The organism is Erwinia sp. MYb416 (assembly GCF_037479575.1).
Classification (GTDB): domain Bacteria; phylum Pseudomonadota; class Gammaproteobacteria; order Enterobacterales; family Enterobacteriaceae; genus Erwinia; species Erwinia rhapontici.
The window spans coordinates 456,362-478,697 of record NZ_JBBGYT010000441.1; the positions used below are offsets into that span (position 1 = coordinate 456,362).

At 54.3% G+C, this 22,336-nt stretch carries 25 protein-coding genes; 9 read left to right on the forward strand and 16 right to left on the reverse strand.

Features of this window, described 5'->3' with window-relative positions; genetic code table 11:
* Nucleotides 1–16: 16 nt before the first annotated feature.
* Both ftsZ and lpxC read left to right on the forward strand, forming a co-directional pair.
* Complete coding sequence (gene ftsZ / locus WH277_RS25560) at nt 17–1,171, forward strand: cell division protein FtsZ (protein WP_133842297.1); 1,155 nt, start codon at nt 17–19, stop codon at nt 1,169–1,171.
* A gap of 103 nt (nt 1,172–1,274) precedes the next feature.
* Nucleotides 1,275–2,192 (forward strand): UDP-3-O-acyl-N-acetylglucosamine deacetylase, encoded by a 918-nt coding sequence (gene lpxC, locus WH277_RS25565; RefSeq protein WP_133842296.1) that lies wholly within the window; start codon nt 1,275–1,277, stop codon nt 2,190–2,192.
* Nucleotides 2,193–2,200: 8 nt separating this feature from the next.
* Here lpxC and WH277_RS25570 read toward each other — a convergent pair whose 3' ends face one another.
* Nucleotides 2,201–2,716 carry a DUF721 domain-containing protein gene (locus WH277_RS25570; protein ID WP_133842295.1) on the reverse strand — a complete coding sequence of 172 codons (516 nt, stop codon included), beginning with the start codon at nt 2,714–2,716 and terminating at the stop codon, nt 2,201–2,203.
* Nucleotides 2,717–2,737: 21 nt separating this feature from the next.
* Between WH277_RS25570 and secM the strand changes: the two genes are divergently transcribed.
* A complete protein-coding gene (gene secM, locus WH277_RS25575) occupies nt 2,738–3,238 on the forward strand; it encodes a secA translation cis-regulator SecM (protein WP_159336885.1) in 501 nt (166 codons plus the stop codon).
* Nucleotides 3,239–3,316: 78 nt separating this feature from the next.
* The gene (secA, locus tag WH277_RS25580; RefSeq protein ID WP_159336886.1) at nt 3,317–6,022 is read left to right on the forward strand and encodes a preprotein translocase subunit SecA; all 2,706 of its coding nucleotides are present in this window, start codon (nt 3,317–3,319) and stop codon (nt 6,020–6,022) included.
* A 49-nt stretch (nt 6,023–6,071) separates the two neighbouring features.
* On the opposite strand, the gene WH277_RS25585 is transcribed toward secA, so the two are convergent.
* Nucleotides 6,072–6,863 (reverse strand): prepilin peptidase, encoded by a 792-nt coding sequence (locus tag WH277_RS25585; protein ID WP_133842292.1) that lies wholly within the window; start codon nt 6,861–6,863, stop codon nt 6,072–6,074.
* A gap of 208 nt (nt 6,864–7,071) precedes the next feature.
* Here WH277_RS25585 and mutT point away from each other — a divergent pair, with 208 nt between their 5' ends.
* Nucleotides 7,072–7,461 carry an 8-oxo-dGTP diphosphatase MutT gene (mutT, locus tag WH277_RS25590; protein WP_133842291.1) on the forward strand — a complete coding sequence of 130 codons (390 nt, stop codon included), beginning with the start codon at nt 7,072–7,074 and terminating at the stop codon, nt 7,459–7,461.
* Nucleotides 7,462–7,464: 3 nt separating this feature from the next.
* Here mutT and yacG read toward each other — a convergent pair whose 3' ends face one another.
* From yacG to coaE, 3 genes are read right to left on the reverse strand one after another with little or no spacing between them, the layout of a single operon-like run.
* Nucleotides 7,465–7,668, reverse strand: coding sequence for a DNA gyrase inhibitor YacG (gene yacG / locus WH277_RS25595; protein ID WP_133842290.1), 204 nt, complete (start codon nt 7,666–7,668; stop codon nt 7,465–7,467).
* 10 nt (nt 7,669–7,678) lie between these two features.
* Nucleotides 7,679–8,422 (reverse strand): cell division protein ZapD, encoded by a 744-nt coding sequence (zapD, locus tag WH277_RS25600; protein ID WP_133842289.1) that lies wholly within the window; start codon nt 8,420–8,422, stop codon nt 7,679–7,681.
* Between the two features lie 4 nt (nt 8,423–8,426).
* A complete protein-coding gene (coaE, locus tag WH277_RS25605) occupies nt 8,427–9,038 on the reverse strand; it encodes a dephospho-CoA kinase (RefSeq protein WP_133842288.1) in 612 nt (203 codons plus the stop codon).
* A gap of 249 nt (nt 9,039–9,287) precedes the next feature.
* On the opposite strand from coaE, the gene WH277_RS25610 reads away from it, so the two are divergent.
* Entirely contained in the window at nt 9,288–10,328 is a 1,041-nt protein-coding gene (locus WH277_RS25610; protein ID WP_133842287.1) for a GMP reductase, read from the forward strand.
* Between the two features lie 54 nt (nt 10,329–10,382).
* On the opposite strand, the gene hofC is transcribed toward WH277_RS25610, so the two are convergent.
* From hofC to WH277_RS25640, 6 genes are all read right to left on the reverse strand, one after another.
* Nucleotides 10,383–11,582: a protein transport protein HofC gene (gene hofC / locus WH277_RS25615; protein WP_133842286.1), complete on the reverse strand. Its 1,200-nt coding sequence runs from the start codon at nt 11,580–11,582 to the stop codon at nt 10,383–10,385.
* Nucleotides 11,575–12,972: a type II secretion system protein GspE gene (gene gspE, locus WH277_RS25620; RefSeq protein WP_159336887.1), complete on the reverse strand. Its 1,398-nt coding sequence runs from the start codon at nt 12,970–12,972 to the stop codon at nt 11,575–11,577. Before gspE ends, hofC begins: the two co-directional genes overlap by 8 nt.
* A complete protein-coding gene (gene ppdD / locus WH277_RS25625; protein WP_159336888.1) occupies nt 12,969–13,412 on the reverse strand; it encodes a prepilin peptidase-dependent pilin in 444 nt (147 codons plus the stop codon). The genes gspE and ppdD overlap by 4 nt, the downstream gene beginning before the upstream one ends.
* 242 nt (nt 13,413–13,654) lie before the next feature.
* Nucleotides 13,655–14,545: a carboxylating nicotinate-nucleotide diphosphorylase gene (gene nadC, locus WH277_RS25630; RefSeq protein WP_133842283.1), complete on the reverse strand. Its 891-nt coding sequence runs from the start codon at nt 14,543–14,545 to the stop codon at nt 13,655–13,657.
* A gap of 80 nt (nt 14,546–14,625) precedes the next feature.
* A complete protein-coding gene (locus WH277_RS25635) occupies nt 14,626–15,024 on the reverse strand; it encodes a tautomerase family protein (protein WP_339507322.1) in 399 nt (132 codons plus the stop codon).
* A gap of 5 nt (nt 15,025–15,029) precedes the next feature.
* Nucleotides 15,030–15,350, reverse strand: a complete 321-nt coding sequence (locus WH277_RS25640) for a carboxymuconolactone decarboxylase family protein (protein ID WP_339507323.1) — start codon at nt 15,348–15,350, stop codon at nt 15,030–15,032.
* A gap of 104 nt (nt 15,351–15,454) precedes the next feature.
* On the opposite strand from WH277_RS25640, the gene WH277_RS25645 reads away from it, so the two are divergent.
* Complete coding sequence (locus WH277_RS25645; protein ID WP_339507324.1) at nt 15,455–16,366, forward strand: LysR substrate-binding domain-containing protein; 912 nt, start codon at nt 15,455–15,457, stop codon at nt 16,364–16,366.
* Here the strand turns inward: WH277_RS25645 and WH277_RS25650 are convergent.
* The 3 genes from WH277_RS25650 to WH277_RS25660 all read right to left on the reverse strand — a co-directional run bounded on the left by WH277_RS25650 (nt 16,353) and on the right by WH277_RS25660 (nt 18,238).
* Nucleotides 16,353–17,012 (reverse strand): anti-sigma factor, encoded by a 660-nt coding sequence (locus WH277_RS25650; protein WP_159336890.1) that lies wholly within the window; start codon nt 17,010–17,012, stop codon nt 16,353–16,355. The two genes, WH277_RS25645 and WH277_RS25650, sit on opposite strands and share 14 nt — an antisense overlap.
* Entirely contained in the window at nt 17,009–17,554 is a 546-nt protein-coding gene (locus tag WH277_RS25655) for an RNA polymerase sigma factor (RefSeq protein ID WP_133842278.1), read from the reverse strand. The genes WH277_RS25650 and WH277_RS25655 overlap by 4 nt, the downstream gene beginning before the upstream one ends.
* Nucleotides 17,555–17,680: 126 nt before the next feature.
* Entirely contained in the window at nt 17,681–18,238 is a 558-nt protein-coding gene (locus tag WH277_RS25660; RefSeq protein WP_133842277.1) for a fasciclin domain-containing protein, read from the reverse strand.
* Nucleotides 18,239–18,499: 261 nt separating this feature from the next.
* Here WH277_RS25660 and ampD point away from each other — a divergent pair, with 261 nt between their 5' ends.
* Complete coding sequence (gene ampD / locus WH277_RS25665) at nt 18,500–19,069, forward strand: 1,6-anhydro-N-acetylmuramyl-L-alanine amidase AmpD (RefSeq protein ID WP_339507325.1); 570 nt, start codon at nt 18,500–18,502, stop codon at nt 19,067–19,069.
* Between the two features lie 3 nt (nt 19,070–19,072).
* Nucleotides 19,073–19,927 (forward strand): beta-lactamase regulator AmpE, encoded by an 855-nt coding sequence (gene ampE / locus WH277_RS25670; RefSeq protein WP_339507326.1) that lies wholly within the window; start codon nt 19,073–19,075, stop codon nt 19,925–19,927.
* Here the strand turns inward: ampE and WH277_RS25675 are convergent.
* The gene (locus WH277_RS25675; RefSeq protein ID WP_167863370.1) at nt 19,898–20,872 is read right to left on the reverse strand and encodes a glycoside hydrolase family 43 protein; all 975 of its coding nucleotides are present in this window, start codon (nt 20,870–20,872) and stop codon (nt 19,898–19,900) included. The genes ampE and WH277_RS25675 overlap by 30 nt on opposite strands.
* Nucleotides 20,869–22,284: a glycoside-pentoside-hexuronide (GPH):cation symporter gene (locus WH277_RS25680; RefSeq protein WP_159336894.1), complete on the reverse strand. Its 1,416-nt coding sequence runs from the start codon at nt 22,282–22,284 to the stop codon at nt 20,869–20,871. Before WH277_RS25680 ends, WH277_RS25675 begins: the two co-directional genes overlap by 4 nt.
* Nucleotides 22,285–22,336: the final 52 nt, after the last annotated feature.

The following is a 22,336-nucleotide window of genomic DNA, read 5'->3' on the forward strand; positions in this document are numbered from 1 at the left end:
ATAACGGAGAGAAATTATGTTTGAACCTATGGAATTAACCAACGACGCGGTGATTAAAGTCATCGGCGTCGGCGGCGGCGGCGGTAACGCTGTTGAGCATATGGTGCGTGAGCGTATTGAAGGCGTTGAGTTCTTCGCGGTAAATACCGATGCACAGGCACTGCGCAAAACGGCAGTAGGCCAGACAATTCAGATTGGTAATGGCATTACTAAAGGCCTGGGTGCGGGTGCAAACCCGGAAGTGGGCCGTAACTCTGCAGAAGAAGATCGTGAAGCACTGCGTCAGGCACTGGAAGGTGCAGACATGGTGTTCATCGCCGCAGGTATGGGTGGTGGTACCGGTACAGGTGCTGCGCCGGTTGTGGCGGAAGTGGCTAAAGAACTCGGCATTCTGACCGTTGCTGTAGTGACTAAACCCTTCAATTTTGAAGGGAAGAAGCGCATGGCGTTTGCCGAGCAGGGGATTGCCGAGCTGTCGAAGCACGTCGACTCACTGATCACCATTCCAAACGACAAGCTGCTGAAAGTACTGGGTCGTGGTATCTCTCTGCTGGACGCATTCGGTGCGGCTAACGACGTGCTGAAAGGTGCAGTGCAGGGTATCGCAGAACTGATTACCCGTCCGGGCCTGATGAACGTCGACTTTGCTGACGTGCGCACCGTGATGTCCGAAATGGGCTACGCGATGATGGGTTCAGGCGTGGCGTGTGGCGAAGACCGTGCTGAAGAAGCCGCTGAAATGGCGATCTCAAGCCCACTGCTGGAAGATATCGACCTGTCAGGCGCACGTGGTGTGCTGGTTAACATCACTGCAGGCTTTGACCTGCGTCTGGATGAGTTCGAAACCGTGGGTAACACTATCCGTGCTTTCGCTTCTGATAATGCCACCGTTGTTATCGGTACATCGCTCGATCCAGAAATGAATGACGAACTGCGCGTCACCGTGGTGGCAACCGGTATCGGCATGGACAAACGTCCAGAAATTACCCTGGTGACCAGCAAACAGCCGACTCAGCCGCTGATGGACAACCGTTATCAGCAGCACGGAATGGCCCCGCTGCCGCAGGAACAAAAACCTGCTGCGAAAGTGGTTAATGATCCGGGTGCACAGACGAACAAAGAGCCTGATTATCTGGATATTCCGGCCTTCCTGCGTAAGCAGGCAGACTAAGAATAACCTGAGAAATTGGGATTCTTCGCTCTTTGTGTTAAAGTGTTTGCCCGTCAGTGAAGTAAACTGACGGTCGGATGACTAATTTTTGCGAGATAATACGATGATCAAACAACGGACATTAAAACGTATTGTTCAGACGACTGGCGTCGGTTTACACACCGGCAAGAAAGTCACGCTGACGTTACGCCCTGCGCCGGCTAATACCGGGGTCATCTATCGTCGCACTGACTTGAATCCACCGGTTGATTTCCCGGCTGATGCCAAATCCGTGCGTGATACCATGCTCTGTACTTGCCTGGTTAATGAGCATGACGTACGTATTTCAACGGTCGAACATCTGAATGCAGCCCTTGCGGGACTTGGCATTGATAATATCGTGGTGGAAGTGAACGCGCCTGAAATTCCTATTATGGATGGCAGCGCCGCACCCTTTATCTATCTGCTGATGGACGCGGGTATTGAAGAACTGAACAGCGCCAAGAAATTTGTTCGCATCAAGCAGCCTGTCCGGGTTGAAGATGGCGACAAGTGGGCTGAGCTTTCGCCGCACAACGGTTTCTCACTGGATTTCACCATTGATTTTAACCACCCGGCAATTGACTCCAGTTCACAGCGCTACCGCATGGACTTCTCTGCAGAAGCCTTTGCGCGTCAGATCAGCCGTGCTCGTACGTTTGGCTTTATGCGCGACATTGAAGCATTACAGTCCCGTGGCCTGTGCCTTGGCGGCAGTTTTGACTGTGCAATCGTGGTGGATGATTACCGCGTATTGAACGAAGATGGTCTGCGCTTTGAAGACGAATTCGTCCGTCACAAAATGCTGGATGCGATCGGTGACCTGTACATGTGTGGCCATAACATTATTGGTGCGTTTACCGCATTCAAGTCTGGCCATGCGCTAAACAACAAGCTGTTACAGGCTGTTCTGGCGAAACAGGAAGCTTGGGAATGGGCAACGTTTGAAGACGAAGCTGCACTCCCGGTGAAATTCAAGGCACCAAATCTGGTTCTGGCGTAAGCCTGAACTTACTTATTACGACTGGTTGAGCTGGTACCCTCTCCGGCCAGCGAGGCCAGTCGTTCTAATATTCTCTTCAGTTTTTCCGGGCTCTGGCTCGCGACACTTCGCAACATTTCTGCACTGTGCTCACTAATCTGTCGTAACGGCGGTTTTTCTGCGTCCTTTGCCTGATTGCTTCTTTCTTGTACAGATTCCTGACCTTTTGCCGCCAGCGAAGGATTTATCCTGATGTCGATTGACGTCAATGATGGTAATATTTGCGCACGTAAAGCTGACAGCAGACTGGATTGTTCATAGCGTAAGCGCATCAACCAGCTGGCATTAGCCGTTTCGATGACCAGAATCCCCTGACGGAAGTTTGCCACACGGCACCAGGGATGCAGTTGAGCGGGGATGACACCCTGCACTGCGCGATTCAATTTGTTCAGGGCAATGGCACGTTGCTGCACGTTTTGCAGCACGCTCTGGTCCTGGGCCATATCGAAAAAACTTTCAATTGATTGTGGGCGACTATCTCGCATAGCAAGCTCCGGCGGAACACAGTGATCGGTATTCTTAATCGTTGGCGACAATTTGGCAGACGCTATTTCTGGCCGCATCTCCTTTTGGGGATGGTCGCGGCGAGTCTTGGGCTGCCTCAAGCGTCAGCGCACGAGCGTACTACCTTAGCAGAAACCTCGTCACGAAGCCTGAATATTGGCACCGCCGCACGCTTTGACAGCCTGGCATTGCTCGAAAGTGCTCGACGCCCATCATTCAGCGTAGACTACTGGCATCAGCATGCTATCCGCACGGTCATCCGCCATCTGTCGTTTACGCTGACACCATCGGTGTCACCCGCAGCGGTTGCCGAACAGCCCCACGAAGCGCATAAACTGGCGCTGCTGGATACGCTCAACGCGCTGCTGACTCACGAAGCCAAACCGCCGGTCATTATTCGCTATACAGCCCAACGTCAGGTCGAAGCTGCACCCCGTCATCAAACCGGCCTCTGGCTGGCTCAGGTTCAGGGCATTCGTGCCGGACCCGTTCTCATCTCTTAATTCATAAAAAACAGTCTGTTTAAAATCAAACGTTAAGTGCCCATCGTGAACAGCGGTGGCTGAGAGAAATTATTCATTATGTTAATCAAATTATTAACCAAAGTTTTTGGTAGCAGTAACGACCGCACACTGCGCCGTATGCGTAAATCTGTAGAACAGATCAACAAGATGGAGCCGGATTTCGAGAAGCTGTCTGACGACGAGCTGAAAGCGAAAACCGTCGAGTTCCGTGCGCGTCTGGAAAAAGGCGAAGAGCTGGATAGCCTGATCCCTGAAGCCTTTGCAACCGTACGTGAAGCCAGTAAGCGTGTGTTTGCCATGCGTCACTTCGACGTACAGCTGCTTGGCGGTATGGTGCTGAACGATCGCTGCATCGCGGAAATGCGTACCGGTGAAGGTAAAACCCTGACCGCAACGCTGCCAGCCTACCTTAACGCGTTGAGCGGTAAGGGTGTTCACGTGGTGACCGTCAACGACTACCTTGCCCAGCGTGATGCGGAAAACAACCGTCCTCTGTTTGAGTTCCTCGGTCTGAGCATCGGCATCAACTTGCCAGGTATGCCCGCTCCAGCAAAACGTGCCGCTTATGCTGCTGATATTACCTACGGCACTAACAACGAATACGGTTTTGACTACCTGCGCGACAACATGGCATTCAGCCCGGAAGACCGTGTACAGCGTAAGCTGAACTATGCGCTGGTGGATGAAGTTGACTCCATCCTGATTGATGAAGCACGTACACCGTTGATTATCTCCGGCCCTGCTGAAGACAGCTCTGAGCTGTATATCAAGGTCAATAAAATCATTCCTAACCTGATCCGTCAGGAAAAAGAAGATTCTGACAGCTTCCAGGGGGAAGGCCATTTCTCTGTTGATGAAAAATCGCGTCAGGTTCACCTGACCGAACGCGGCCTGGTGGCCGTTGAAGAATTGATGGTCAGTGAAGGGATTATGGCTGAGGGAGAGTCTCTCTACTCGCCAGGTAACATCATGATGATGCACCACGTGACCGCTGCACTGCGCGCCCACGTGCTGTTTACCCGTGACGTTGACTACATCGTTAAAGATGGCGAAGTGATCATCGTCGATGAACACACCGGCCGTACCATGCAGGGCCGTCGCTGGTCTGATGGTTTGCATCAGGCCGTTGAAGCTAAAGAAGGCGTGGAAATCCAGAACGAAAACCAGACGCTGGCTTCAATTACCTTCCAGAACTATTTCCGTCTGTATAACAAACTGGCCGGAATGACCGGTACTGCCGACACTGAAGCGTTTGAGTTCAGCTCTATCTACAAGCTGGATACCATTGTGGTGCCAACCAACCGCCCAATGGTTCGTAAGGATCTGCCGGATCTGGTCTATATGACTGAAATGGAGAAGATCGGCGCGATCATCGAAGACATCCGCGAGCGCACCGCTAACGGCCAGCCAGTGCTGGTCGGGACCATTTCGATTGAGAAATCGGAAGTGGTGTCTAATGAGCTGACCAAAGCGGGCATCAAGCACGAAGTGCTGAACGCCAAGTTCCACGCACGCGAAGCGGATATCGTCTCTCAGGCGGGCCAGCCAGCAGCGGTTACCATTGCAACCAACATGGCGGGTCGTGGTACTGACATCGTGCTGGGCGGTAGCTGGCAGTCAGAGATTGCTGCCATCGAAGAACCAACGGCTGAACAAATTGAGGCAATCAAAAGCGCGTGGAAAATTCGCCATGATGCTGTGCTGGCCTCCGGCGGTCTGCATATCATCGGTACTGAGCGTCATGAATCACGCCGTATTGATAACCAGCTGCGCGGCCGTTCAGGCCGTCAGGGTGACCAGGGTTCTTCCCGCTTCTACCTGTCAATGGAAGATGCCCTGATGCGTATCTTCGCCTCAGACCGCGTCACCAATATGATGCGTAAACTGGGTATGAAGCCTGGCGAAGCGATTGAGCACCCATGGGTGACCAAAGCCATTGCCAACGCTCAGCGTAAAGTAGAAAGCCGTAACTTCGATATCCGTAAGCAGCTGCTGGAATACGATGACGTTGCCAGCGATCAGCGCCGTGCTATCTATACACAGCGTAATGAACTGCTTGATGTGTCTGACGTGTCAGAAACCATTGCCAGCATTCGTGAGGATGTGTTTAAAAGCACCATTGATAGCTACATACCGCCGCAGTCTCTGGAAGAGATGTGGGATGTTGCTGGTTTGCAGGAGCGCCTGAGCAACGATTTCGACCTCAATCTGCCGATTCAGGAATGGCTGGATAAAGAGCCAGAGTTGCATGAAGAGACGCTGCGTGACCGCATCATGGAGCAGGCGAAAGAACAGTATCAGCGTAAAGAAGAAGTGGTTGGCGTTGAAATGATGCGCAACTTCGAGAAAGGCGTGATGCTGCAAACGCTGGATTCCCTGTGGAAAGAACACCTGGCGGCAATGGACTACCTGCGTCAGGGCATCCATCTGCGTGGCTATGCGCAGAAAGATCCTAAGCAGGAATACAAGCGTGAGTCCTTCGCTATGTTTGCGGCAATGCTGGAATCACTGAAGTATGAAGTGATCAGCACCCTGAGCAAGGTTCAGGTGCGTATGCCGGAAGAAGTTGAACAGATGGAAGAACAGCGTCGTCTGGAATCTGAGCGCCTGGCACAGCAACAGCAGTTAAGCCATGTGGATGCCGATACCGAAGCGGCCCAGTCTCTGGCTGATCAGACCGGCGAACGTAAAGTCGGACGTAATGATCTGTGCCCGTGCGGCTCGGGTAAAAAATACAAGCAGTGTCACGGTCGCCTGGCGTAGTCAGCCACGAACGATAACACCAGGGGCCGGAAATTTTCCGGCCCTTTTTTTATGTGTTTTGCCAAAGGAACAGTATCCAGATCGCCGCTGCCAGCGCCGGGCCAAAGGGCAGTCGTGCCGACAGTGAGCGCTTAACCACCAGACGCGCCAGCATGAAAACAGTGATACCCAGAGATGAAGCCAGTAGTAGTAATGGCGGAAGGGTTTGCCAGCCCAACCATGCCCCTCCGGCAGCCAGTAATTTCGCATCGCCCCTTCCCAGACCTTCTTCACCACGCACGATCTGATAACACCACGCGAGTAGCCAAAATAACCCATAACCTAGCACGGCGCCGGCAATCCCCTGTTCCAGAGACACTGATGGCATCACTCCGGCAAGATGGCACAGCAGACCTACCCATAACAAAGCAAGCGTCAGGCTGTCCGGTAATAAAAAATGCATACTGTCGATGATCGCCAGCGCCAGTAATAGCCAACTCAGCAGCAGAGCGGCCAACAGCAGCAGTCCTGCAGGCAGGAGGCAGGCGACCAGTAATGTGATCAGCAGTGACAGACTTTCGATGGCGGGGTAACGCCAGGAAATGGTTTCCTGGCATCCTCTACAGCGCCCGCGCAGCCACAGCCAGCTAAACAGAGGAATGTTATCGCCCATCGTCAGTGTTATCTGACAGTGTGGGCAATAAGAGCGTGGAAATCCCAGGTTGAACCGGTGAGGGTCGTTTCGCTGTATCATTAGCGGAAGCCTGAAAACCACCACATTCAGCAGACTGCCTGCACACAGTCCAGACATCACCAGCAATGCCCAGTAAATCCATACTGATTCCGTCGCAAATTGCAGCATTATTTTCTCCCTCTCTCATCCATGATGCTGCGCACTATAGCGCCGGATACCGGGTGAAGGCAGGGCTGAATGCATTTGCACCATGTTACATTTCAGCCATGCGGCGAGGCTCGATCTTTCCGATCTTACCCGCATAACAACTTGTCATTGGGGGGCAACGCTGGAATAGTGGCGGGAAAAATAAGTCAGCCAGTGAAGTGAGGAAAACATGAAGCACCTGCAAGTGGCCGTTGGCATTATTCGTAAAGATGGAGAAATTTTTTTAGCGCAACGCTCCGCAGACTCCTATATGGCCAACCGCTGGGAGTTTCCTGGGGGGAAAATGGAAGAGGGTGAAAGCCCCGAACAGGCGCTGAAACGTGAGTTGCTGGAGGAAACCGGCATCGAGGTGGTGAATGCCACGGCGTACGATACTGTCGATCACACCTATGACGATTTGCGCGTTACGCTGCACTTTTTCATTGTCGATCGCTGGAATGGCGAGCCGTGGGGGCGTGAAGGGCAGCCACAGCGCTGGGTCAGGCAGAGCGAACTGGATGCGGAGGCATTCCCCCCCGCAAACGTTGAGATTGTTGCGCGACTGAAAGCCAGCGCTTAATCATTAATCGCGATCAAATGGCTGCTCACTCCAGTCATCGCTGTCAGTCTGGTCACCGCTGCTGGGAATACGTTTCTCTTCAGCGGCCCATTCACCCAGGTCAATTAACTGACAGCGCTTGCTGCAGAATGGCCTCCAGGTACTGAGTTCATCCCAGATAACCTGTTTACTACAGGTCGGGCAGTTCACTACGGTTACATCATTCATTACACTTACCTTAACAACAGGCCAGCTCGAAATCGAAGCGGGCAGGAACTTCACCACGTTCGCTGTCCAGTGGCAGAAAACGGATGGCATAACGGCTTTTATGGCCAGAAATCTGAGGATATAACGCATCATCCAACCGGAGTTGCATACGCAACAGGTCAGCTCCTTCCGCATTATCCTGGAAGAAACCATTCAGGCTGGTGTGATTACGGAATATCCCTGACTGGCGAATCAGATCGAGGATCATTGTCAGCGCCTGTTGTATCGGTACGAGCGATGCCATCCAGGTGGTCACCTGCTGGTCACGCAGGTGCTGTTCAATATGAAGCCAGATATGTAGCGTAGGCAGATCAAAGCTACAGCAGCCTCCTGGAATGCTCAGGCGCTGACGCACCAGGGCTATCAGCCGTTCTTCGCGTAAAATCTGGCCCATGCGGGGGGCGGACATCAACGTAGCACCGAAACTTTTAAGATCGCTGCGCAGTGTGTTAATACGCGCCATATCTACGCCAGGCACTTCCGCCCAGCCCAGCAGTTTCTGCTGCTGACGTTCAAGTTCTTTCAGGATATCTGTACGAAGCTCGCCGCGCTCAAAGACGTCCAGGAGTTCGGCAGCATTACGGAAAAAGGTCAGGGCACCCAAATGGTCGGTGATTTTCTGGCTGGCAGTCAGCTGTTTTAGTAAAAATTCGATACGCAGCCAGGTGCGCATTTTCTCATTCAGAGGGTGCTCAAATAGAACCATTGTACTCATACTGTTAATCCCGATAGCGTGTCGCAGCCAGCGCCAGATAACGCTGGTTGAGTTCGGCAACGTGCGCTGTCACCGTCTCAAGCGACCCGCAGTTATCAATAATATCATCCGCTACTGCCAGACGCGCTTCGCGTGTTGCCTGTGCAGCAAGAATATTCTCAGCCTGTTCACGGCTAATGTTATCACGGCTCATGGTCCGGGCCAGTTGCGTTTCACGGTCTACATCGACCACCAGTACCCGGTCAGCCAGATGCTGCAAATTATTCTCCACCAGTAGAGGAACCACCCACAGACACCATAGTGACTGGGTTAATGCTAGCTGCTGTCGGGTTTCTGCATGGATAAGAGGATGTAACAAATTATCAATCCAGCGTTTTTCCGCTGGAGAGCTGAAAATTTTCTGGCGTAATGCCGGCCGGTTTAACGAGCCATCCGGGTGCAGCACATCGTCGCCAAATCGGGCGTGAATAGCGGCTAGCGCGGGCTGGCCCTTTTCCACCACCTGACGTGCGATAATATCCGCATCGACAATATCAACGCCCAGTGAGGCAAAGGCATTCGCAATGGTACTTTTTCCGCTGCCGATACCACCGGTCAGCGCTACGGTATAGCGCATAGGTCTTGATTCTCTCTGCCTTGTCGTACTGGAATTTGCGCGTTGAAGGCAAATTTGAGGCACAGATCACAAGACAAATTCACAGGTAAATTTCTCGAATTGTAGCCTAAATAAATCAAATTTCGCAGTCTTGTCGGCGCGTTTTTAGCGCGTATGATAGCGTCACTGGAGCGGGCAATTTGCTTATGACCAAAAGTGTTGCCCGCAGAGTGCGTTATTGCACCAACGCCATCAACCAGGAAATCTGTTATGCGTATCGAAGAAGATATTAAGTTAGGCTTCAAAGATGTTCTTATCCGGCCAAAGCGTTCAACGCTGCAAAGCCGTTCTCAGGTTGAGCTGGAGCGTCAGTTTACCTTCAAGCATTCAGGTATTGCCTGGTCAGGCGTACCGATCATTGCCGCGAATATGGATACCGTCGGTACTTTCAGCATGGCACAAGCACTGGCCTCATTCGATATCCTCACCGCAGTGCATAAGCATTACAGCGTTGAGCAGTGGCGGGCATTTGTTGAGCGTTCCACGCCTGCGGTGCTTCAGCATGTCATGGTGTCGACCGGCACGTCTGAGGCAGATTTCCTGAAGTTACAACAAATCCTGGCGTTATCCCCGGCACTCAATTTTATCTGTATCGATGTGGCTAATGGCTACTCTGAGCACTTTGTGGCTTTCCTGCGGCGGGCACGCGAAGCCTGTCCGGGGAAAACCATCTGCGCCGGCAACGTCGTGACGGGCGAAATGGTCGAGGAACTGATCCTTTCCGGGGCAGATATTGTGAAAGTCGGTATCGGCCCGGGTTCTGTTTGTACTACCCGAGTGAAAACGGGGGTTGGCTACCCGCAGCTGTCTGCCGTTATTGAGTGTGCCGATGCGGCGCATGGATTGGGCGGCCAAATCGTGAGTGATGGTGGTTGTTCGGTGCCTGGCGATGTTGCAAAAGCTTTCGGCGGCGGAGCCGATTTTGTCATGCTTGGCGGTATGCTGGCGGCCCATGATGAATGTGAAGGGACGCTGGTCGAAGAGAACGGCGAACAGTTTATGCTGTTCTACGGCATGAGTTCAGAGTCGGCCATGAAGCGTCATGTAGGCGGTGTTGCGCAATACCGTGCAGCTGAAGGAAAAACCGTTAAATTGCCGCTTCGTGGGCCTGTTGAGTTTACCGCACGCGATATTCTCGGCGGCCTGCGTTCAGCTTGTACTTATGTGGGCGCTGAGCGCTTGAAAGAACTGACCAAGCGCACGACGTTTATTCGTGTTAATGAGCAGGAAAACCGCATTTTTAACCGATAAGAATAGCCTTTAACGCCACAAGTGCTCCCGCCCAACCGGGCGGGGACATGGTTTTTAGCCGAGCGCATCCCCTAACCGGAACACGGGCAGATACATCGCCACCACCAGCGTGCCCACAATTCCCCCAATGACCACCATCATTAATGGCTCTAGTGCGGCGGCCAGCTGGTCTGCCAACTGATGGGTCTGTTGTTCATGCCAGCTTGCCAGTCTTTCCAGTAACGTATCCAGTGACCCTGACTCTTCGCCCACCTTGACCAACTGATAACACAGTGGGGTGAACAACGTATGCGACTTCAGCGCCTGATGCAGCGGATTACCGGCAGCGATATGTTGCTGTAACTGCATGATGGCCTCACGCCAGAGTAGGGGCGAAAGCGTTTTCTCAACCGCCTGAAGGCTTTGCAGCAGAGTCAGCCCGGCACGCTGAGTCATGGAGAGCGTGGTAAATATCTGGGTCAACAGACTGCCCTGATACAGCGTGGCAATCAGCGGCAATCTGAGTAACAGACGCTGTTCTCGCCGCTGCCAGGCTTGGGATGTCCTGCGCTGAACGTTCCAAAAAACACCGATACTCACAATAAACACCATAAATATCAGTGCCTGTTGCTGTAGTAGCTTAGAAAAGGCAATGACCGCGGAGGTAAAGGCGGGGAGTGGCGCGTTGAAGGTGCGGTAAATTTCGACGAACTCCGGTAACACAAATACCAGCATACCGATGCTGACCAGCAGGGCGACTGCCAGAATAAAGAGTGGATAGCGTAGTGCTTTTTTCACTTTCAGCTGTAGCTGTTGCTGCCGTTCTTGCTGGCTTGCCAGTTGCTGGCAGCACTCATCCAGCTCCCCTGTCAGTTCGCCAATGTGCACCAGTGCCGGAAACAGCGGTGGGAAAACATCCGGCCATGCAGCCAGCGCCTGCGAGAAAGGTTCTCCGGCGGAAATGCTCTGCTGAAGCCGCAACAACAGCGCCTGCCAGCCGGGTTCAGGGTGATCTTCGCCCAGCAGCTGTAAACTGCCCGTCAGGGGAATTCCCGCTTTCAGTAACGTTGCCAACTGGCGGACAAATGCGTTCTTCTGTTGCCACTGCCAGTGACGCGGAGCATAGCTGCGGCCACGGGCGATCTTTAACGGGAGCTGATGAACAGCCGCAAGATCCTCAATAATCTGCCCGGCGCTGGTGGCAAAACTGCTTCCCTGATGTAACTGCCCGTCGTCGTCAATCGACTGCCAGCGGAAAAGTGTTCGTTTATTCATCACTACCACCCGCTACACGGGTTAACTCTTCCAGAGTGGTATCGCCACGATTCACGCAGTGAAGCCCCTCAACAAACAGTGAGTTCAGTCCTTGTTGACGTGCAATATCTGCCAGCTCTTCCGGGCGTGCCGATTTTGCCAGCGCATTTTGCAGCCGCGCAGTGATGGGTAGTAGCTCAAACAGTGGCAGACGCCCATAGAAACCAGAAAAACAGTGTTCACAACCCACCGCACGCCAGTTCTGCACGGTACCCGGCCAGATATGAGGCGGAAAATGGGCCGTTGCTTCTGCGGGCTGGCGGCAGTGTTTGCACAGCCTGCGAACCAGACGTTGAGCAATCACCAGTTTGAGCGCAGAGGCTAGCAGATAGCCTGGCACCCCCATTTGCCCCAAACGTACCAGCGTTTCAGTGGTGGAGTTAGTATGCAGAGTCGATAGCACCAGATGTCCAGTTTGAGCGGCTTTAACGGCGATCTCAGCGGTTTCTCCATCGCGGATCTCACCGATCATAATGACATCGGGATCCTGGCGCAGCAGGGCGCGTAATACGCGATGAAAATCGAGCCCGGATCGGGCATGAATCTGGGTTTGGTTCACGCCTGCCAGGGGGATCTCCACCGGATCTTCCACGCTGCAAAGATTACGTGTGGCGACATTTAGCCAACTGAGGCCACTGTAAAGCGTGAACGTTTTTCCACTTCCAGTGGGGCCGGTGACCAGAATCATTCCCTGAGGGCGGGATAATGCATCACGGTAGCGCTTGAGAAGCGGGCCAGGCATACCGATATTCTCCAGTGCAATTGCCCGCGTATCGCTTTGCAACAGGCGCACCACCGCCTTTTCACCAAAGCGGGTGGGCAGCGTCGACAGGCGAAATGATTCCGTCGTATTGTTCAGCGCCAGTGAAAACTGCCCGTCCTGTGGGACGCGGCGTTCCGCAATATCGAGGCCCGCAAGAATTTTAAGTCGTGCGATGAGTGCTGCGCTATTTTCACAGCCTGTTGCCGGCAGCAGTTGCATGACGCCATCGACGCGCAAGCGCAGACGTAACCCATTTTCCTGTGGTTCGATATGCAGGTCAGAGGCACGTTTTTGCAGTGCCTGGGCCAGCAGATAATCCACTTTTTCTACCGCTGTACCGCTATGCTCTTCCGGGGCAGGTTCTTGCGCGGCTGTTGTCATTGTCTGTCGGGAAAACTGCTCCAGCCTTGCCTGTGGCCAGCATTCGACATTAATTGCGCTATGCGTAGCGAAGCGTAATTCAGTCATCATTTCATGACTGGGTGAGTCTGCCAGCGCAATGTGAAGCCGTTGCGGATTGCATTCAATAATTACGGCTTGGTAACGGTGGCAGATAGCCTCCAGCGCCCGCTGTGTCTCTACTGTCATGGCGTCTCATCCTCATCAAAACGGAATACATCCTGACAGGCGTCCTTCAGTCCGCTATTGGTGCTGCTACAACTGCGCTGCCAGCTTAACTGGCCATCATTGCTATTCCACTGGGGGCTCAGTTTCACACTCAGCCCTTTGAGGCTCTCCTGGCCGGTAAGCGTGATGACTCCTGCATTGGTGGTCAGTGCCGAAACATAGCGTGAGGTCCGTTCAGCCGGAACCCCGTTACTCCCCGCGCTACAGTTTCCACTGCCACCGCGTTCAATGGCGCACAGCTCTACGGCGGTTTTATACGGCATCGCCGTTTGCAGCATATCGGTGAGTGCGGCTTTTTGCAGATAGCCCTGGTAAGCGGGCAGGCCGATGGCGCTGAGAATGGCAATAATCGCGATGACAATCATCAGTTCAATCAGGGTAAAGCCCTCTTGGTAGTTCATGGTAAACCTCCTTGTGTATTGAGGCTGGCAACATAAACCCGGGATGTGCGGTCAGCCAGCGGCAAACGGCAGCTTTCAGAGGAGGGACGTAAAGAGTTTTGGGCGTTACAGAGAGTTGCGGGTAACCAGGAAGCCATCTCGCAAAACCGAAACGCAGGCAGAAAAAAGGCCAGCATGTATGGCTGGCCTGGGGTACAACGAGGACATTGTCTGACGCGATATCTCTTAAGCGTCGTTACCTTTTAGCGAAAGCGCATCGACAGGTCGAGGGCACGCACATGTTTGGTCAGAGCACCTACGGAAATATAGTCCACGCCAGTTTCGGCAAAGGTCCGCAGGGTTTTATCCGTCACATTACCCGACACTTCCAGCAGTGCACGGCCATCGCTCAACGTGACGGCTGCACGCATCTGTTCAACGGTAAAGTTGTCCAGCATCACGATGTCAGCACCGGCCTGCAACGCCTGTTCCAGCTCGTCCAGCGATTCAACTTCCACTTCTACCGGTACATCAGGGCGCAGCCAGGAGGCTTTCTCGACCGCCTTGGCAATCGAGCCGCAGGCAATAATGTGGTTCTCTTTGATCAGAAACGCATCGGACAAACCCAGGCGATGGTTCGCTCCACCGCCGCACAGAACGGCATACTTCAGCGCAGTGCGCAGCCCCGGCAGGGTTTTACGCGTGTCGAGCAACTGTGTGCGTGTGCCTTCCAGCAGGGCAACATAGCGGCTGACTTCTGTCGCCACGCCCGAGAGCGTCTGCACAAAGTTCAGCGCGGTGCGTTCAGCCGTGAGGATCAACGGCGCCGGGCCGGTGACTTCAAACAGGATTTGATCGGCGGTGATCGCATCACCATCTTCAACGTGCCAGGTCACTTGCGCGTTGTCGCCCAACTGGATAAACACCTCTTCTACCCAGCGTTTACCACAAAAAACACCGGGTTCACGCGTGATGACTACCGCATGAGACAGGGTGTCGGCAGACAGCAGGCTGGCGGTGATGTCTTTACAGGGATCGATTTCCCCGCCCAGATCTTCACGCAGCGCCTGGGCAACGCCAGGGGGAATATCATCTTCAATACGGCCCATCAATTCAGCTCGGCGGCTGTCCGGATCGTAACGGCGGGAGGTCATGATCAAACTCCGAAAGGTCGGATAACAGAGGCTGACATGCTAGCGCGTTTACTGCACCCATACCAGCCAGCGCCACGTGATCATCCGTCATTCTCCACCGGCCAGTGAAAGGCGTTACCGCTGGCAAAAGACCAGTCCTCTGGCTGCGTAAAGCTCAGGGTGACCATCACATCCTCCGGGCACACCGACAGTTCAGAGGCCAATCGGTGTGCCAGATGATGATAGAACTGATGTTTTTGCTGTGTCGAGCGGGGCCGGCCGGCAGTGATATGGAACCAGATAAATCCCTCCGAGCGTGGGCCGCCAAGATAGTGGCGCGGGAACACGCGCTGGCCTGGCGCATATTCATCCAGTAGCTGAAAACAGTCGTCGGTGGGGACGTCGAAGAAGTCCACCAGGGTGCGGTGCAGAATCTCAGACAACGCCTGACGGAAAACAGGCGTTGTGCCTGCGGGCAGGGCAATACGGCTGAAAGGCATGTCGGTTACTCCTGAGGTTGATGACCGGGCTGGGTTAAATGGCCGAGGGCTGAGACGGCAGCGGGCCAGCCGCAGTAGAACGCCAGGTGCGTCATCACTTCGGCCAGTTCGGCGTTACTCAGGCCATGTTGCCGGGCATAATCCAGGTGCCAGGGTAACTGCTGGTCTCGGCCGAGGGCGATTAACGCCGCCACCGTGATCAGGCTGCGCTCGCGCTTACTCAGTTCGGGTCTCTGCCAGATCGTGCCGAACAGTGTCTGCTCAGTTATCGCTGCCAGCGTGGGCGCGACGCTGGCCAGGCTGTGACGGTCAAGAGGGGTGGTCATGTTGCTGTTCCTGTAGTGAGGAAGAAGTCAGCAGCATAGAACGCGAAAATAGTTTATAAAATCGCATAGATTGGTATCAATAATCCCGAAAAACAGGATGATTAATGCAACCGTTTAAACGTATGACTTTCGATCTGGATGCGTTACGCACGTTTGTTCTCGGTATTGAACTGGGAAGTTTTGCGCAGGCGGCCGATCGCCTGAACCGCTCGACATCTGCCGTCAGCGCACAGCTTAAAAAACTGGAACAGCAAACGGGGTTACTCCTGTTGCAGAAAAGCGGGCGACGCCTGATGCTCACCGATGATGGAGAGTTACTGATGGCTTACGGGCGGCGCCTGCTGGCGCTCAATGATGAAGCGTTTAGCGTATTGTCCGGGCGGGATATTGCTGGCAACGTGCGCATTGGGTTACAGGAAGATTTTGGCGAGACGTTGCTGCCAGCGCTGCTGGGGCAGTTTTCCCGGGCACACCCTCTGATACAGATCTCCGCGCGCATCGGGCGTAACAGCGAACTACTTCAGGGGATTCGTCAGGGAGAGCTGGATCTGGCACTGTGCTGGCAGGGTGAGGAAACCTCACGTTTCATGCAGCCACTACCCGCAGCACCGCTGTGCTGGATAGGGTGTGATGAGCAGCAGTTTACGCAATGGATTGAACAGGGCGATGTTTTACCGCTGCTGCTGTTTGATGCACCTTGTGTGATGCGGACCCGTGCTATTGATGCACTGGACCATGCCGCAATTCCGTGGCGGGTGGCATTTACCAGCCGGAGTCTGAGTGGCATCTGGGCCGCCGCTGCCGCCGGGTTGGGCGTGACGCTACGTAGCGGGTTTGGCCTGCCAGTCGGACTACAGCGACTGCAGCATCCGCTGTTGCCGCAAGTGGCCGATTTAGGCCTGGTGCTGCATCTGGGGCAGGAGATTTTACCTCCTGCCGCCGCTCGTTTACGCGAAATACTGCTTGCACAGCTGGCCCCGGTGTTGCCGCAGGCCAGCCTCGCTACAGCGGGATAACTTTACCGCTGTACAGTACGGGGCCGGTCGGCTGCCCGGTTGGGGAGCCACCGCGCGGTTCAAGACTGATAGCAAGCGTTGGCAGGCTGGCCAGCTGAATTTCCTTCACGGCCACCTGCTGAAGAGCTGAATGATCAATCAGCCCAAGCGATTGCGGTTTTTCCCCTGGCGGGATCAGCCACAGCTGCAAGCTGCGATCGGACTGCACGGCAGAGGCATTGATGGCCTGGACTGTGAGCTGCGTTTTATCCGGGCTGAGGCTGACCACCCAGGATCCTTGCTGGCTGTCACCGTTAAGGACCGCCACGGTCTGCGGTGCCGGAGGCACAGTAAACTGGTTATACAGCAATGCCCCGGCAAACGAGGCGGCCAGCGCCCAGCCGAGCCATGGCCAGCGCACACTGCTCTTACGCATTTTATCGGCAGGAAGCCCACGGGCGATGCGTTGCCACACCGCTTCCGGCGGGATAACAGGCGTAACCCGCTGATCCAGTTCAGAGAGTGAATTCTGCCAACGGCTGACTTCTGCCGCCAGCTCAGGTTCCTGCGTCAGGCGACGGGCAAAACGCTGGCGTGCTGCACCACGCAGGGTGCCAAGGGCATATTCTGCGGCCAGTGCTGAGTCAAAATCGCGTCTGCTTTTCATATGCCCACACACTCTTTTAGTTGAGTTAATGCACGGCGGATCCAGCTTTTAATGGTTCCGGCAGGCTGCTCCAGGTGCAGGGCAATTTCACTGTGCGACAGCCCCTGGTAATACGCCAGCGTGATGCTTTGCCGCTGTTCAGACGTCAACTGCGTCATACAGTCTGCCAGCCTGCGCGACTCCGAGCCTGAAGGTAACTCTGCTGGTGAACGGTCAACATCGAAAAGGGTGTCATCCTCTTCCAGTTCTTCAACGCGGTTATCCTGCAGGCGCAGATAATCAATAGCGCGATTGCGCACAATATTGGTGAGCCAGGTCTTGGGGGCACTGAGCGCCGGGTCGAAGCTGCCAGCACGCTGCCAGACAGTAAGGAAACTGTCGTGCAGAACCTCTTCTGCCCAGTCGCGTCGGCGTAACATCCGCAATGCGATGGCAAAAAGGTAGGGTGAATAACGGTGGTAGGTCGCTTCAAAAGCCCGTTTATCGCCGGCCGCAATGGCCTTCATTAACAAAATCTGGCTATCTGTTACGTCGTCCGTCATGAAACGTCCTGAAAAAAAAGAGGTGCAGAAGGAGTATGAAAAAAACCTGCTGCACCAATTATATACCCTTTATTTTTACATCAGCGGGTATATTTAATTTTTCCCTTGGTGTTGGCACACGATGGATTAAGGCATCAGTACCGTATCAATTACATCAATCACGCCATTTTTTTGTTGCACGTCATAGGTGCTGATATTGGCAACATTGCCTTTATCATCTTTTACCTGAATATTGTGTGGGCCATTCATCATCAGCCACAACGGGGCGCCATTCACGGTTTTCAGCTCAGTGCTGCCGTTGCCTTGTTTGATTTTTTTCACCAGCGTCTTCATATCATACTTTCCGGCCACCACATGGTAGGTCAGCACGCTGGTCAGCGTTGCTTTGTTTTCCGGCTTCAGCAGGTTATCCACCGTGCCAGCGGGCAGCTTGGCGAAAGCGGCATTGGTGGGGGCGAAGACGGTGAAGGGGCCAGGGCCTTGCAGTGTATCCGCGAGGCCTGCCGCTTTTACAGCAGCGACCAGCGTGGTGTGATCTTTCGAGTTCAGGGCATTCTCAACGATATTATGGGAAGGGAGCATAGCGGCCCCACCCACCATCACGGTATTCTTGGACATCTCAGCCATTGATGCGGCACTGAACAACACTGAGAGACACAGAGCGGTACGGATGAACGTTTTCATGATGAATTCCTTTGGGTAAGAGAAGGCATTTTTGCCTTACATAGTCCCGTCATGTTTGAAGCGGCAACGGCATGAGCATCATCGGATGCTGGCCTGCTGTAACCCCAATTATGCTGGTTATATCTATCTACGGTTGAGAGTGGAAATCGGATGCAAAAAGATGAAAATATTTTTTGCCACAGTAAAAAGGCCGACAGATAAGTTTGATTACGCTGAAAAAAACCATGTTAATCTGCGAGAGTCTGAACACAGGAGATGGATATGCAGTTGCAAGATGGGTGGATCGCGGGCGTGCGGCATGTTCCGTCGCCGCATGTTAATCAGCGACCTGACGATGAAGCACCTTCACTGCTGGTGGTGCACAATATCAGCCTGCCGCCCGGTGAGTTTGGTGGCCCCTGGATCGATGCGCTGTTTACCGGTCAGCTTGATCCTGGCATTCATCCCTATTTCGCTGATATCTGTCATTTACAGGTGTCTGCGCACTGTCTGATCCGCCGCGACGGCGAGATCGTGCAGTATGTGCCTTTTCATCTGCGGGCATGGCACGCCGGGGTTTCTCGCTATAAGGGGCGTGAAGTCTGTAATGATTTCTCCGTAGGTATCGAGCTGGAAGGCACGGATACGCTGCCCTATACCGATGCGCAATATCAGGCGTTGCAGGCCGTGACGCAGCTGTTAATTGAACACTACCCGATGATGGCGCAGCACATCACCGGGCACAGCGATATTGCACCTGAACGTAAGACGGACCCTGGACCCTCTTTCGACTGGGCGCGTTTTCGCGCCGACCTTGGGCATAACACCCTGACCACACTCAATGGGAGTTAAGGCATGACGTTATTCAGCCTGTTGCTGGTTCTCGGATGGGAACGATTATTTAAAATGGGTGAACACTGGCAACTGGATCATCATCTGGTGCCACTGTTCCGCGCTCGTCAGCGTTTTTCTCTGGTGCGTACGCTGTTGATGGTTGTGATGATCATGGCTATCGTCGCTCTGTGCTTACTGGCGCTAAAAGGGCTGTTTTTTGGAGTGCCTAAGCTGCTGTTCTGGATACTGATCGGTCTGCTCTGTATTGGCGCCGGGTCGGTGCGTCTGCACTATCACGCTTATCTGAAGGCGGCCAGCCATAACGACACTGATGCTCATAACGCCATGATTGAGGAATTGACGTTGATCCACGGCGTACCCGGCGAGTGTAGCGAACGTGAGTTTTTGTCTGAACTGCAAAATGCGCTGCTGTGGATTAACTACCGTTTCTATCTGGCACCGCTATTCTGGTTCGTGGTGGGGGGGCCTGGGGGGCCGGTGCTGCTGGTGGGCTATGCGTTCCTGCGTGCCTGGCAGAGCTGGCTGGCGCGGCAGCAGAATCCGCTGGTGCGCGCACAGTCCGGTGTTGATGCCATTCTGCACTGGGTTGACTGGATCCCGGTACGGTTGGTGGGCGTAGCTTATGCCTTGCTGGGGCACGGTGAGCGTGCATTACCCGCGTGGTTTGCGTCTCTGGGCGATCGCCACACACCGCAGTATCAGGTGCTGACACGTCTGGCCCAGTTCTCACTGGCGCGCGATCCCCACCTGGATAAGGTGGAGACCCCGCGTGTGGCAGTGATGCTGGCGAAAAAAGTGTCGCTGGTCCTCGTGGTGGTGGTGGCGTTACTGACTATTTACGGCACGCTGGTGTAACACGCTGTCTGCAGGTGGTGTGCCGAACTGCGGCATGCCATCGGCACTCCAGCTGAATGTTTTCACCCGGGTATGGCGGTTAGGGTCGTATAGCGGGTCACCTTCAATTTCGGTGTAATTGCGTGCGTGATACACCAACACGTCTTCGCCGTTCTCCCCGACCGTAAAACTGTTGTGGCCCGGACCATATTGATGGTTCTCCCAGTCGGTGGTAAACACGGGCGCAGCAGATTTGTGCCAGTTTTCTGGCTGTAGCGGATCCGCATCGACATCAATCCACAACAGCCCCATACAGTAATTCTCATCGGTGGCGCTGGCCGAGTAGCTGACAAACAGGCGCCTGCCGTGATGTATTGCCGCCGGGCCTTCATTGACGCTAAATCCTGCACACTCCCATTCATACTGCGGGCGGCTGAGCATCACCGGCTCGCCTTTTATCTGCCAGGGGGTAGCCAGCTCTGCCAGGTAGAGGTTGGAATTACCGGGGATGGCCGGATCTTTCTGCGCCCACAGATACCAGTTTTTCCCCTGATGGACGAAGTGTGTGGCATCCAGCGCGAAGCTGTCGATGGGGGTCAGGATCTGTCCGCGTTCGACCCATTCTCCTTTCAGTGGATCGATATCATCGCAGGTGAGGGCAAACATGCGGTGCTGGAACAGACCTTGTTTAATCTCCTGTGATGGCGCTGCTGCAAAATAGATCACCCACTGGCCGTCAATCAGATGCAGTTCCGGTGCCCAAATCAGGGCGCTCATGGGGCCATGCTCAGGTTTGCGCCAGACGACGACGGCATCGGCCTGTGCCAGTTCTGCCAGGGTAGCGGCGCGGCGGATCTCCAGCCTGTCGTACTCCGGTACCGACGCGATAAAATAGTAGCTCCCCTGATGGCGCAGAATAAAGGGATCGGCGCGCTGTTCAATCAACGGGTTAGGCCAGTGGTTCATCGTGCGGCTCCTTGTGGTTTGGTTTTCAGTTCTTTGTGTTCGTGATAGTCGTTCAGCTCCTGATAGTTTGTACGGCGCTGTTCAAGGTCACTCTGGATTTGCAGCATCAGCGTGCGGTCCACTTTCAGCAGGCGAACCACGCCAGCCGTAATCAGGTATCCCACCGCAGGGATAACGGTAAACAGCAGCACGATACCGTTCAGCGCAGCGGGGCTTTGTTGTTTCGCGCCAGCATTGTAACCGTACCAGGAGAGCAGGAAACCGACCATGGCACCGGCCACCGCCAGCCCGACTTTGAGGAAGAACAGGTTGCCGGAGAAGCTGATACCGGTAATGCGTTTACCGGTTTTCCACTCACCGTAGTCATCAACGTCGGCCATCAACGACCAGTGCAGTGGTGACGGGATTTGATGCAGGATGTTCAGCAGGAAGTACATCACCAGCACCAGCATCGTTGCCTGCGGGTCAAGGAAGTAAAAGCCACCGGAGAATGCTGCCAGCACGATGTTGGTCCAGAAGAACACTTTCAGCTTGCACCAGCGGTCGGTCAGGATCTTCGCCAGCGTACTGCCGATCATCATGCCTACCACGCCAAGGCTGATAAACAGCGTGGCGAAGTGAGTCGATTGCTGCATCACCCAGGTGACGTAATACATGGTGGCAGCCATACGAATAAAGCCAGGGCAGACGTTGCAGAAGGTCAGCAGCAATATGCGTACCCACTGATCGTTCTTCCACACGTCGCGCAGGTCAGCTTTCAGGTCGTCATTGCTGGGCACTGCCGGACGAATACGCTCGCGTACCGTGGCAAAGCTGAACAGGAACATCAGCAGTGCCACCAGCGCCATCACACCCATAGCCATCTGGTAGCCGCGCGCCTTGTTGTCACCGCCAAACCACTCTGCCAGCGGCAGCAGCGTCAGTGACAGGATCAGCGTGGCAATCCCGACCATCACAAACCGGTACGACTGGCAGGAGACGCGTTCGCCGGGATCGTTGGTGATCACGCCACCCAGGGAACAGTAGGGGATATTGATCGCGGTATAGGTCAGCGACATCAGGAAGTAGGTCGCAAACGCCCATATGACTTTGCTGTTATAGCTCCAGTCTGGAGTGGTGAACATCAGCACACTGAACAGCACATAGGGTACGGAGACCCACAGTAACCAGGGGCGGAAACGACCCCAGCGACTCTGAGTCCGGTCGGCAATCGCACCCATAATCGGGTCCGTGACTGCATCCAGCACCCTGACAGATAACAGGAGAACGCCCACCAATGCAGGCGCCAGTCCGAAGACATCCGTATAAAAATAGTTAAGAAAGAGCATGATGGCGCCGCCGATCATATTGCATCCGGCATCGCCCATTCCGTAACCAATTTTCTCTCTGACTGAGAGTTTTGAGCCCTTCATGGATAATTCTCCCGCGTGTCTTTAGTGCTTGAGAGTATTCACGCTTATCGGA